The organism is Mesorhizobium sp. M7A.F.Ca.US.005.03.1.1 (genome assembly GCF_003997975.1).
Classification (GTDB): domain Bacteria; phylum Pseudomonadota; class Alphaproteobacteria; order Rhizobiales; family Rhizobiaceae; genus Mesorhizobium; species Mesorhizobium ciceri.
On record NZ_RZRO01000139.1, the window covers coordinates 1 to 11,741 of the forward strand.

At 62.0% G+C, this 11,741-nt stretch carries 15 protein-coding genes, 1 pseudogene and 1 riboswitch; of the genes and pseudogenes, 13 read left to right on the forward strand and 3 right to left on the reverse strand.

What is annotated here, in order from left to right; genetic code table 11:
* Together EN990_RS32660 and EN990_RS32665 are read left to right on the forward strand one after the other, a co-directional pair.
* Positions 1–204: pseudogene (locus EN990_RS32660) on the forward strand (hypothetical protein); the annotation flags it as partial.
* A gap of 362 nt (positions 205–566) precedes the next feature.
* A complete protein-coding gene (locus EN990_RS32665; RefSeq protein WP_127384743.1) occupies positions 567–881 on the forward strand; it encodes a hypothetical protein in 315 nt (104 codons plus the stop codon).
* Positions 882–966: 85 nt separating this feature from the next.
* On the opposite strand, the gene EN990_RS32670 is transcribed toward EN990_RS32665, so the two are convergent.
* A complete protein-coding gene (locus EN990_RS32670; RefSeq protein WP_127369710.1) occupies positions 967–1,674 on the reverse strand; it encodes a hypothetical protein in 708 nt (235 codons plus the stop codon).
* A 299-nt stretch (positions 1,675–1,973) separates the two neighbouring features.
* Between EN990_RS32670 and EN990_RS32675 the strand changes: the two genes are divergently transcribed.
* The gene (locus EN990_RS32675) at positions 1,974–3,521 is read left to right on the forward strand and encodes a glycosyltransferase family 39 protein (RefSeq protein WP_127369709.1); all 1,548 of its coding nucleotides are present in this window, start codon (positions 1,974–1,976) and stop codon (positions 3,519–3,521) included.
* 82 nt (positions 3,522–3,603) lie between these two features.
* Complete coding sequence (gene msrA / locus EN990_RS32680) at positions 3,604–4,122, forward strand: peptide-methionine (S)-S-oxide reductase MsrA (RefSeq protein ID WP_064993901.1); 519 nt, start codon at positions 3,604–3,606, stop codon at positions 4,120–4,122.
* A gap of 69 nt (positions 4,123–4,191) precedes the next feature.
* Here msrA and EN990_RS32685 read toward each other — a convergent pair whose 3' ends face one another.
* Positions 4,192–4,509, reverse strand: a complete 318-nt coding sequence (locus EN990_RS32685) for a hypothetical protein (protein WP_013530794.1) — start codon at positions 4,507–4,509, stop codon at positions 4,192–4,194.
* Between the two features lie 183 nt (positions 4,510–4,692).
* A riboswitch (TPP riboswitch) is annotated at positions 4,693–4,806 on the forward strand.
* Here EN990_RS32685 and EN990_RS32690 point away from each other — a divergent pair.
* The 6 genes from EN990_RS32690 (at position 4,797) to EN990_RS32715 (ending at position 9,391) form a co-directional block, all read left to right on the forward strand.
* On the forward strand, positions 4,797–5,405 hold the full coding sequence (locus EN990_RS32690) for a YkoF family thiamine/hydroxymethylpyrimidine-binding protein (protein WP_127369708.1): 609 nt from the start codon (positions 4,797–4,799) through the stop codon (positions 5,403–5,405). It overlaps the preceding riboswitch by 10 nt.
* Positions 5,406–5,497: 92 nt before the next feature.
* Positions 5,498–6,259, forward strand: a complete 762-nt coding sequence (locus EN990_RS32695) for an ABC transporter permease (RefSeq protein ID WP_245465018.1) — start codon at positions 5,498–5,500, stop codon at positions 6,257–6,259.
* Complete coding sequence (locus tag EN990_RS32700; protein WP_063168554.1) at positions 6,256–7,023, forward strand: ABC transporter ATP-binding protein; 768 nt, start codon at positions 6,256–6,258, stop codon at positions 7,021–7,023. Before EN990_RS32695 ends, EN990_RS32700 begins: the two co-directional genes overlap by 4 nt.
* The gene (locus EN990_RS32705) at positions 7,016–8,038 is read left to right on the forward strand and encodes an ABC transporter substrate-binding protein (protein ID WP_127369256.1); all 1,023 of its coding nucleotides are present in this window, start codon (positions 7,016–7,018) and stop codon (positions 8,036–8,038) included. Before EN990_RS32700 ends, EN990_RS32705 begins: the two co-directional genes overlap by 8 nt.
* 214 nt (positions 8,039–8,252) lie before the next feature.
* Positions 8,253–8,906 carry an isoprenylcysteine carboxylmethyltransferase family protein gene (locus tag EN990_RS32710; protein WP_245465016.1) on the forward strand — a complete coding sequence of 218 codons (654 nt, stop codon included), beginning with the start codon at positions 8,253–8,255 and terminating at the stop codon, positions 8,904–8,906.
* Positions 8,907–9,214: 308 nt separating this feature from the next.
* On the forward strand, positions 9,215–9,391 hold the full coding sequence (locus EN990_RS32715; protein WP_245460999.1) for a DUF3309 family protein: 177 nt from the start codon (positions 9,215–9,217) through the stop codon (positions 9,389–9,391).
* Between the two features lie 284 nt (positions 9,392–9,675).
* Here EN990_RS32715 and EN990_RS32720 read toward each other — a convergent pair whose 3' ends face one another.
* Positions 9,676–9,933 (reverse strand): hypothetical protein, encoded by a 258-nt coding sequence (locus EN990_RS32720; RefSeq protein ID WP_013530800.1) that lies wholly within the window; start codon positions 9,931–9,933, stop codon positions 9,676–9,678.
* A gap of 84 nt (positions 9,934–10,017) precedes the next feature.
* On the opposite strand from EN990_RS32720, the gene EN990_RS32725 reads away from it, so the two are divergent.
* The 3 genes from EN990_RS32725 to EN990_RS32735 form a co-directional block, all read left to right on the forward strand.
* The gene (locus EN990_RS32725; protein WP_013530801.1) at positions 10,018–10,287 is read left to right on the forward strand and encodes a DUF982 domain-containing protein; all 270 of its coding nucleotides are present in this window, start codon (positions 10,018–10,020) and stop codon (positions 10,285–10,287) included.
* Positions 10,288–10,515: 228 nt separating this feature from the next.
* Complete coding sequence (locus EN990_RS32730; protein WP_013530802.1) at positions 10,516–11,241, forward strand: GntR family transcriptional regulator; 726 nt, start codon at positions 10,516–10,518, stop codon at positions 11,239–11,241.
* A 3-nt stretch (positions 11,242–11,244) separates the two neighbouring features.
* On the forward strand, positions 11,245–11,741 hold a 497-nt coding region (locus tag EN990_RS32735), incomplete at its 3' end, for an ADP-ribosylglycohydrolase family protein (RefSeq protein WP_206526367.1).

Genomic DNA, 11,741 nt, shown 5'->3' on the forward strand with positions numbered 1-11,741 from the left:
CCGATCTGCGGTGCGCTTGCGGCAGCTTATCTGACGCTGCCGGCGGTTTCCTCCGCCAGGATCGCCGGCCTGCCGATGCCCGATCCCGCCGACGACACCACCACGCTGGCGGCCGCCTTCCTGATCGGCGTCTGTGCGATGTGGATTTCGGACGTGCTGTTCGAGTTTGTGGTGCGGAGATTCAAACCGGGGGTGGAGGAGTAGCTGTTGGCACCGCGTCGTCTGTTGGCTGCTGCCTGACGGAATTACCGAGACAGGTGGACCTGGCGCGGCGTGGCTCTCATTTCCAGGACCGACCGCTGCCCGCTTCGGCTCACGCCGGGGCGGGCTTTTTGCATTTCCGATCGGCCATTGCTGAGCGGCATTCGAGTTGACCGGTCTCGTCATCGTCCGTTGTGATAAGCAAGTTAATCATGTCGGTTATGCATAATGATTATTGTTAATTTTTGATTGAAGCACCGAAACTGGATAAAGACTTGAGCGGATGAAGTGTTCATATATTGTTAAGCAAGAGGTAGACCACAGAAGACGGAAGCCATCTCCATCATCAAACGGGAGTAGCTTTCATGAACAAGTTCACTGTTATTTTCGCCGCTGTTGCAGTTGCATCGTCCGTTGGAGCCGCCGAGGCAGGTTGTGGGTGCGGAGGTTCGGGCGGCTGGGGAGGCAATTCGAGCCGCCTGATCAATGTTTCGCCGTCCATCGACCTTGGCAAGATCACCGCGCTGAACGACGTGCTCAGCGGCAACAACATCCTGAGCGGCAATGTCGTCTCAGGCATTCTAAACGGCAACAAGACCGGCATCGTCGGTGGCGTTCTGAGCGGGCTCGGCGTGAACCTGCTGGGCGGCAACAGCTATAGGCTGGGCAAGCGCCACTAGTCCGGCGCTGCATTTCAACTGTCGAAGGCAACCCAAAATAGCCCGTTCCGGTGCGCCGGGCGGGCTATTTCGCGTGTCGGGCCGATCAAGCGAGGATGTTGACCGCGCGTGCCGCGACCAGCGCGATGGTCAGCAGCGAGATCATGGCCTCGGCCATCATCAGCAGCTTGGCGCGCTGGGAAAGGGGCAAGGTATCGGTGGGCGAAAACGCTGTCGCATTGGTGAAGGCGAGGAAGAAATAATCGACGAAACCGGGCAGCCAATCTCGGAGGTCACGGTCGTTCAACGTCATCTGCGCGAACAGGAAATCGGCCTGCGCAAGCTTGACGAGGCCGCAGGTCGGCGGGCCGCCGCGGTCGGTGCTCCAGAACCACAAGGCAAAGACGATGACGTTGGTGACCCAGATGTTGAGTGCGTCGATCAGCAGCGTCGTGCCGCTGTTGCCGCCATGGCCCTCCAGCAAGGCACGCACCAGCAGGACCAGCGAACCGCAGTTCATGATGCTGATGATGGCGGTCATGGTCAGGGCTGTTCTGCGGATCATGACCCGAAACTGGCCGATCGCATGCCACTCGTGGTCCTCGACCGCCTTGCGGGTGGCGGCCTGTGTCCAGGCGGTGGCCACCGACAAGGGCAGCAGCAGAGCGGCCTCCAGTGCGGGCGCTAGCCAGCGCGGCCCGAATGAGAGATTGTTGATGACCAGAAGCTGCAGGCAGATGATCACGAGAACGGCCGCACGGGCCATCCAGAAATCGAGCGCACGGTAGTGGATGATGGCATGGTGGTGGCGCATTTATCAAATCCTGGATGCTTTTTTGGGGACGGGAACCGGTCAGGCGTAGGCGACGCCTGCCGCGATCACGCCCGATGCGCCGTGCCCGGCATGTTCAGGGCGCTCCGGGACGGCGTGTTCCATTGTTGTCCTGCTGGCATGTGATGATGAGAGAGGCGGCATGGTGGCGCGAAACTCTGCCTCAATCTTGGTTTTGCCATGGTCACCCAAGTATACATTTTCGTAAGCTTCGAGTTCTGGGCTGTTCCAAAAACCGTCCGGTGTGATTTATCCACCGCATGACGCGAATCGACGAACCCATGAACGGTTGGCTGCCGGTCGGCAGTTCTGTTCCAGGCGACTGGCGGCAGTCGTCGATCTGGCAGGGGCTGACGCGCTATCCAGAAGCCGGCCTAGCGCTTTTATGCCTGACACAGATCCTGTGCTGGACCGTGGCGCCCGCGCTTGTCGACGTGTCACCGCCCAACGATGTCGTCGAAGGCTTCATGTGGGGCCGCGAATGGGTGCTGTTGACCTACAAGCATCCACAGCTTCCCGGCTGGCTGCTCGAGATCAGCCATCTTCTGACCGGATCGTTCCGCTGGCCGCAATATCTCGTGGCTCAGCTAACGATCTCGGCCACTTTCGTGCTAGTCTATCTGCTGGCCCGCGACATGCTCGGGCGAACCCGCGCGCTGGCCGCCGTGCTTCTGATGCCGTCGCTCTATTTCTTCGGCTGGCCGACCCCACAGTTCAATCATGACTACGCGCAGATGCCCTTCTGGGCCGCTATCTGCTGGCTGTTGTGGCGTGCGGGCCGTGGTGGTGGGCCGGGCTGGTGGCTGGCGCTCGGGCTGGTGTCGAGCGTCGGGCTCTATGCCAAGCTTTCCACCGGCCTATTATTGCTTTTCGGGGCGATCTGGCTGCTGTCGGACACACGCGCACGCAGTCGGCTCGCCACGCCCTGGCCATGGCTCGGGCTCGCGGTTTTCGGCGCTGTCGCCGCTCCACTGGCCGCCGAACTCTGCCGCGTCGATTTCCTGCCGCTGACCTATGCCGCCTGGCGCGATCAGTGGGTGGTGGCCCATCGCTCCCGCTTTTATTATATCGGCGTCCAGATGGCCGGGCTCGGCGGCTTTCTTCTGGTGCTGGCGATATCAGGGCTGCTGCGGCGCTCGCCCGCGCCGCAAAAGCCCGTCGGGCGCGGCACGCTGGTCTATCTCTTGTGGATGGGGGTTGGCCCGGCGATCCTCGTCATGGTGGCGTCCCTGTTCACCGGCGCCGGCGAGGCCTGGGGCGCGCCGATGTACAATCTTGCTGGCGTTGTGGCGCTCGCCTTGCTGGGCCATCGCCTCGGCGCCATCGAGATGCGAAAGCTGGCGATCTGCGCGCTCATCTCCATTGTCGGCATATCCGGTGCCTATGCGGGCATCCGCTGGACGAAATGCAATCTGCGTGGGCGCATGGACGCCGTCTGCTGGCCGGCGCAAAAGATCTCGGATGAGGCAGAGGCTGTCTGGCACGCTGCGACGCCCGATCGGCTCGACATCGTCGGCGGCCATGCCCTTATTGCGCCGCTGGCGGGCCTCAATGCCTATGACAAGCCGTCGATCTTCACCGAACTGAACATGCAGTACGCCCCCTGGATCACCAAGGAGCGGCTGCGCGAGCATGGCATATTGCTGGTCTGGCCCGGGCGCGATGTGCCATCTTATCTGCAGGCGTGGGTGGGCGACATCCCGGTCAAAACCGTTCTTTTCGACTGGTCGCTCAAGGCGCCGCCGGTGGCGATCAGCTTCGCCGCCATTCCGCCTGGCGCGCGGCAGTTGCCGGGTGCTATCGACGGCCTCGCCCGACCGAGCAACTGAAGCAGATCCGCCGGTCCGCTGGACGAAGCAGGTGACAATGCCCATCTATGTCCAGACAAACTTGCCTTTGAGGAGACGTGATATGGCGACTTCGACCGAACGCGCAGTCCTTGCCGGTGGCTGCTTCTGGGGTATGCAGGATTTGATACGGCGCTATCCCGGCGTCATTTCCACCCGTGTTGGCTACAGCGGCGGCGACGTGCCCAACGCCACCTACCGCGACCACGGCAGCCATGCCGAAGCCATCGAGATCAATTTCGATCCGGCCATCATAAGCTATCGCACGCTGCTGGAACGCTTCTTCCAGATCCACGATCCGACGACCCGCAACCGTCAGGGCAACGATGTCGGGATGAGCTATCGCTCGGCTATCTACTACACCAGCGACGAACAGAAGCGCATCGCCGAGGACACGATCGCCGATGTCGATGCCTCGGGCCTGTGGCCGGGCAAGGTCGTCACCGAAGTCGCACCCGTTGGCCCCTTCTGGGAAGCCGAGCCCGAGCATCAGGACTATCTGGAGAAATATCCCAACGGATACACCTGCCACTTCGTCAGGCCGGGGTGGAAGCTGCCGGTTCGGGAAAAAGCGGTGCCGTAGATACACTGATACGACAGGATTTGAGAAGCCGCGGAGCGCTCGCTCCGCGGCTTCTTTTCATTGCAATTCCTACTTGCCGCAATGGTTGTCGTTAACTGTCGGCGCGGTGGTGCCCGGCGACGTACCACTGGCATCGGGCTGTGCGCCCTGCGGATGGGCAGGGCAATTTTCATCCGCGTTTGAATTCGTGGCGCCCGGTGCTACCGTCGTACTGTTGGTCGTGCCGGGGTCTACCGTGTTCGGCGAAGCCGGCGTATTTGGGTCGACGGTGACCGACTTGCCGCTGCCGCCGGATCCGTCGGTGCCGCTTGTGCCATTGCTCTGCGCCATGGCCGATGTCGCCAGGCCAATGGTGAGCGCCGAAGCTGCGAGGATTTTCATGAACATGGTTTGTCTCCATTGTCTGTGAACTCGTCGCGTAGCGACTGGTGGGACAACCTCGCGGCCTGGTGAAGGTTCCCGATAAATTCTCGCGCCGGCAGAGCCAACCGCTCCCGCCCTGGCGCAATGCTTTTGGCGCAGTGCGATAAAAAAACGGCTTTTCCTTCAACTCGAATGATGCTTTAAGGCGCACATCCACAGGGGTGCTCCGTACGGTCGGGGCTGAGACGGGGGCGGCAAGCCCACAGACCCTAGAAGCTGATCTGGGTAATACCAGCGGAGCGAGGCGGGCGATGTTTTCAGGCGCACAGATTTCCCTATATCCCATGACCGACGATTTCGTCGGTGTCATCCTTGGCGCGCTCGGTGCGCTCGATCCCTGGCGCGACAAACTCAGGATCGAGACCGACGACATCTCGACCTTGCTGGTCGGGCCGCCCGAAGTGCTGTTTCCTGCCATGCGCGACCTCTTCGTGGCGGCGGCACGCAGCGGCAAACATTGCGTGTTGTCGGCCACCATCTCGCGCGGCTGCCCGGGCGAGCCGGATGATCCGATCTGCCGCTCCGATGCGTTTGGCAGGCCCGTCGGGCCACTCGGCCCGCGTAAAGATGCGGCCGTCGCGGCGGTGCGCAATGCTGCTGCCACCGGCCAGCCGGCGGCGGCGCAGTTCTCGCTCTATGTGATGGGCACAGACGACCACATGGACGAGATCTACGGCTGCATAGACTTTCTCAAGCAGTCCGGCGTCTATGAGCGCTCCAAGCATTTCTGCACGAAACTGCGCGGTGACGCCGGTGCGATCTTTTCGGCGCTGGACGAGGCTTTCTGCCGTTTCGGACCGGGCGCTGGCCACGTAACCCTCGACGTCACGGTCTCGGCCAACAGCCCGTCGGCCGTCTGAAGCCGCGCCGCTCTCGCGGCCGTCAAAGGTTATCTCCCGTGGTCTCATCATCAGTCGCTTCGCGCCCGATCGCGAGCTTTCTCGTCAAGGCAATGCCGGCCATGATCTCGGCCGGTTTGCTCCTGATGGCGTGGGAGCTTTATGCCGCCTATTCCGGCATCAGGGCCACGATACTGCCGGCGCCGTCACGCGTCTTCGAGCAAGCGATGCTCAATCGCGAGGCGCTGGCCGACAATGCCGTTCCGACCATCCGTGCCACGCTTCTTGGCTTTGCCTGTTCGCTCAGCGCCGCCTTCGTGCTGTCGATGCTGGTCGACTTCTTCCAGCCGCTGCGGCGTGCGTTGTTTCCCGTCTTCATCGTCAGCCAGACCTTGCCGCTGGTGGCGGTCGCGCCGCTGGTGGTGCTGTGGTTCGGCTTCGGGCTGGCGCCCAAGATCATGCTGGTGGCGCTGGTCACCTTCTTTCCGATGCTGGTCGCATTGGTCGAAGGCTATGAGGCGACCGAGGCCGAGATCGGGCAAATGCTGCGCGCCATGGGGGCAGGGCGCTGGCGCATCTTCCTGCTCGCGCGACTGCCTTCGGCGCTGCCTTACTTCTTTGCCGGGTTGAGGATCTCCATCACCTATGCGGTGGTCGGCGCCATCTTCGCCGAGTATGCCGGTGCCGCAAAGGGACTGGGCATCTACATGCTCAATGCCAAGAACAATTTCCGTCCTGATCTGGTTCTTGCCGCCGTCGGTGTCAGCGCGGCGCTGACCCTTGTCCTGTTCGGGTTGACCGTGTTGCTGCAGCGTCTTGCCATGCCCTGGGAGCGAGCCGGCAGGGAAACTGCCGGGAAGGGGGCCTGGCGATGAGCCGGCTCGAACTGCGGCATGTGCACAAGGCGTTCGGTGGGCTCGACGTGCTGGCCGATATTTCGCTCAGCGTCGGCGCTGGTGAGTTCGTCTCGATCCTTGGACCCTCGGGTGCCGGCAAGTCGACGCTGTTCCAGCTTCTGACCGGCGCCGAGCATGGCGAGGGCGAGATGTTGTTCGACGGCGCGCGGCTCGACGACCACGGAAGGCACTTCGCCTTCATGCCGCAGCGCGACGCGCTGATGCCATGGCGGCGCATCCTCGACAACACGACGCTCGGGCTCGAAGTGCAAGGTATGAGGAGACAGGCGGCGCGGGCGCGCGTTGCGCCGTTGTTTGCCGAATTCGGGCTTGCCGGCTTCGAGCGGCATTTTCCCGCGCAGCTGTCCGGCGGCATGCGCCAGCGCGCGGCCTTGCTGCGCACCGTGGTGCAGGAGCGCGACATGCTCCTGCTCGACGAGCCGTTCGGCGCGCTCGATGCGCTGACCCGCACCGCCATGCAGCGCTGGCTCGAACAGATGTGGCGGCATCATCGCTGGACGGCGCTCTTGATCACCCATGACGTGCGCGAAGCCGTGTTCCTGTCCGACCGCATCTATGTGCTGTCGGCGCGCCCGGCCCGCATCGTGCGTGAAATCAGGGTGCCGTTGCCGCGCCCGCGCAGCCTTGGCGGCGATGCCGCGCGCCAGGCAAGCGCGCTCGAGGCCGAAATCCTCGACATCATCCTCAACCCCAATCCATCCAAAGGACACGATCATGACTGACTTGACGCGTCGGCAGGCCTTGTTGCTGACCCTTGCCACCGGCCTTCCCTTGATTGCCGGGACGGGTCGGGCTCGAGCACAATCGGCGGCACAAAAGGTCACCGTCGCCCTCGACTGGACGGTCAATACCAACCACATCGGACTGTTCGTCGCCCGCGACAAAGGGTTTTATCGCGAAGCCGGGCTCGAGGTCGACATCCTGCCCTACAGCGATACCGGTGCGGGCACGCTGGTCGCAAACCGCGTCGCCGATTTCGGCATCAACGGCACCATCAGCCTGTTCACCCAGAGAACCGCCGGGGCGGATCTGAAGGGCGTCTATGCGGTGGTGCAATCCGAAACAGGCCGCGTGGTCTTCAATGCGGCACGCAACGAGATCAAAAGCCCAAGAAGCCTCGACGGCTTGATCTATGGCGGCTTCGGCAGTGCCTGGGAAAACGCGCTGATATCGACCATCATCCGCCACGACGGCGGCAAGGGCAATTTCGAGACGGTGACGCTCGGCACCTCAGCCTATGAGGCGCTGGCCAATGGGTCGGTCGATTTCACGCTCGAAGTCTCGACCTGGGAGGGTGTCGAAGCCGAACTCAGGGGCGTCAAACAGCGCAGCTTCGTCTATGCCGATTATGGCGTGCCTGACGAGCACACGACGCTGATCTCTTCGAGCGAAGCCTATCTCCAGGCCAATCCCAAGCCTGCGGCCGACTTCGTTCAGGCGACGCGACGCGGCTACCAGTTCGCTGTCGACCACCCCGACGATGCGGCAACCCTGCTGATCGCTGCAAACAAGGATGCCTTGACCAATCCGGCGCTGATCCACGCCTCGCTGAAGGCATTGATCGACGGCCATTATCTACGCAGCCAAAGCGGGGCCATCGGGGCGATGGATCCGGCCAAGATGGAAGCGATTGGCGACTATCTCTTCGCCTCCGGCATTTTGCGCGATTCCGACGGCAAGCTGGTTGCTCGACGCCCGGATTTCGGGAGCTATTTCCGCAACGACTATCTGAGCTAGTCTGGCAAAACCAAATGACATGGGTCGTCAGTCTTTCTGGGCGACCGCGTGGAGCAGGTCGTCTGGAAGTGGCGCCCTGGCTCCCCGACAGCCAGTTTAAGACCGATCTGATCTTGTTGATTAACTGCCCGGCAATGGTTGCGTGCAAAGGTCGCCCTGAGGGATCATTGGGGTGTTTGCATTGCTGATATCAAAAAGCGAGGCGCTTTCGCACGTGAGTGACGGCACGATTCTGTCCGCAGCCCGAAAGCGTGAGATCCTGGTGGATTTGCGCGAAGGTTTCTTTCGGATCTGCGCGCTGGCCTTCGCGGGCATGTTCGTCTACCGCGGCGTGTATCACCTGATGCTCGACCCGACGCGCATCAATGTGGCGCTGGTGGCGATTTCCGAGATCCTGACCTTTACCTGGCTGCTTCTGTCGCGTCGGCCGAAGGTTCGCGACTGGAACCCGCTCACGGTGGTTGTCTCCGTGATCGCCAGCTTCGGTGTCGGTTTCATCGACCTGGAGCCGGGCGTGGCCATCATCCCGGTCCATGTTGCGGCGCCGCTGCAGGCCCTGGCGTTGGGGTTCGTGATCTGGGGAAAGATATCGCTGGGGCGTTCTTTCGCCATTCTGCCGGGCAATCGCGGCGTGATGACAGGCGGTGCCTACCGCCTGGTACGGCATCCGATCTATGCCGGCTATCTTGCCGGCCATGTCCTGTTCCTGCTATCGGCCTTTTCCTTCTACAATCTAGCTGTCTACGCGGTGATCACCTTCTTCCAGGTGCACCGCATCCTGCGTGAAGAGGCGCTGCTGGCCGTCACGCCGGAGTATCGGGACTATATGAAGCGCGTCCACTACAGGCTGTTCTACGGCGTCGTTTGACAAGCGCCCCGGCGCGCAGCAACCACACTGGCAACGTTGATCGTCAATAGACCTGCGCATTGTTTGTGCAAACTAATATTACAACTTTATTATTTCAGAAATTTTGAGATATATATACCACACTTCAATTTCAGTATTCTCTCTGTGAAGCTGAAACTCACTACCTCGCGTAATTGCTTCTGCAATCGGCTTCTCGCCATCTCCGGCCGATCGGAAAGCCCGCCACACTGGTGGGCTTTCTGCGGTCCACAGGCGTGCCGGAATTAAATTCTGGTTGCCATCACCTGGATGGCTGTTCTGTTGCTGGCGTGACTTCTTCCGCGCGATGCCCGCCACAATCGCGGAACGGTAGGCCTTTGGAGCGCTCGTCTTTTGAACATCGCAGCTGCGACGTTCAATCCTACGGCGCCGGCTCCTATGGCGGCGGCGGCCTTGGGCTCGTGCTGCTCATTGTCATCGTGCTTGTCGTACTCGGGCGCATCTAGCCGAGTTATCGCCAACTGATCGCAATCTCGTGAGCGCCCCAATGTCGGCGTGCACCGGATTGTGATGCAGGCAAGCCGGCTTGTGATCCTGCACTCTGCAAAACTTTCGTATGGTCATTGCGGTCCACACCCCCCCCCGTGGAAACAAGAGGGGAGGGTCCCACCCCTTGTCCTCCTCCAAGGCCCGCTCCGGTTCACCGTAGCGGGCTTTTGCTTGCTGGCGAGGGAAAACCGGCTCGCATCAAACCCTATGGGCGAGGCGTTCAGATACTGGCGCCAGTCGACTACTCCATGTCAGGCACGTCACCGCTGACGAAGAGCGTGTTCGGCGGACCATATTCGCCCAGCGTCGGATCGGCCTCACGGCTCCAGGCGATGACGCCGGAATGCTTTGCCGTCAGAGCCCTGGCGGTGCGTATGGCGCGATCCTCGCTCTGCTGGTCGGCGGGTCCAAAGGCTGGGAACAACTCGCCATCCTCACCGCGATCGAACGCGACCACGACGATCAGCCTGGGATTTTTCTGGCCACTGGAATCGGACATCTTGCACCTTTGGCGCAGAACCTATCACATTGCTCGGGGTTGAAGGCCGCGAATCGATGAATGCCGACTTTGGGGAGTGGCATCGTGCAAGATCAGCGTTTCGATGAGCCGGTCAGGATTGCGCTCGGCCGATCGCGAAACTCGATCTTCAACGTGGAGCGGGTCGCTCAGGCTGCCGACATCCTGCTGAACCGCTGGCCGGTTGCGACCGGGCAAAAGCATATGGTTGCCCGCAAGGCCTGTCTGGCCGTGCTCGAGGGAAAGAAAGAAGTCTCGGCGGCAAGAGCGGCGTTCATCAACGCCGCTATCGAGGCGGACATCCTCGTCGAACCGCGTGAGGTGTCGATCCCGTAGCCTGCCCCTGGTGAAATTGAATCAGGATCTGGCTCCATCCCCTTGATGTAGCCTCTTTTTGGCGATCGCCGACCGGCTTTTCAGGGCTATTGACCTGCCTCTCGGCACGCCCTGCACGGTTATCCCGCACATTTCGCTGCCTGTTGGTCAGTCTTCGGCATCTGTTGACATAGCATCCGGGCCTCGGTATTGAACAGGATTATACAGGTTCATTGAACAGGTACCCTTATGAAGCGGCGCGCGGTTCAACTGTCTCCCGGCACGGGCAAGCCCGAGCAGATCGCCACCGTCCTCGAACATGAGATCCGTTCCGGCGTCCTCGGTTTCGGCGACCGCCTTCAAAGCGAGAACGAACTCGTCCAGCGCTTCTCCGTTAGCCGCAATACGGTCCGCAAAGGCCTCGAGGAACTGTCCAGCCGCGGGCTGATCACGACCAAGGTTGGTATCGGCTCGTTCGTCACCTTCGACGGCAAGCCGGTCGACGACTCGATCGGCTGGTCGCGCGCGCTGGCCGATGCCGGCGCCAATGCCGAGACGCGGACGCTGCGGCTGGAGGTCATCGAAGACCCCGATCTGGCTGCGCTGCTTGGCATCGAAAGCCCGTTCTTCATCGCCGTCGACCGGGTGCGCACCAACGCCAGCGACGGCCATGCGATCTCCATCGAGCGCAGCCGGTTGCCATTGTCCTCCGAGCTCGAGGACGTACCGTTGCGCGGATTGCGCGAGGGCTCGCTGCACCAGACGCTGCGCGTCGCCGGCCTCATTCCCGACCATGGCGAGGAATGGGTCGAGATCGAGATGCTCAATGCCGAGGATGCGGCCATCCTCGGCTGCCCGCAAGGCACGCCTTTCCTGCGTGGCCGCCGGCTGACGCGCGCCGCCGACGACCGGCCGATCGAGTACGTCACCAGCCTGCTCAATCCGGCGCATTTTGCGCTGCATATGAGGTTCTGAGCGATGTCGGATGCAACCAGCAAGGCTATTGACCGCGCCATGGGGGCGCTTGTCGGCGGAGCGCTGGGCGATGCGCTCGGCATGCCGACGCAGCTTTTGTCGCCGGTTCGCATTGCCGAACTTTACGGCCATGTCGAGGATTTCATCGAGCCTTTCCCGGATCATCCGGTGTCGAAGGGACTGGCCGCTGGCACCATCACCGACGATACCGAGCAGGCGTTGCTGCTCGGCCGCATCCTGGTCGAATCCGGCGACCGTTTCGACCATGCGCGCTGGGTCAATGCGCTGCTCGACTGGGAACGCGAGGTTAAGGCGCGTGGCAGCTATGACCTTTTGGGGCCATCGACCAAACGCGCCATCGACGCCATCAACAATGGTGTGCCGGCTGAGGAAGCGGGGCGCAGCGGCGACACCAATGGTGCGGCGATGCGTATCGCGCCGGTCGGCATCATGATGCCGCTCGAACCGTTGGAAGGGTTCGTCGGCAAGGTGGCTGAGAC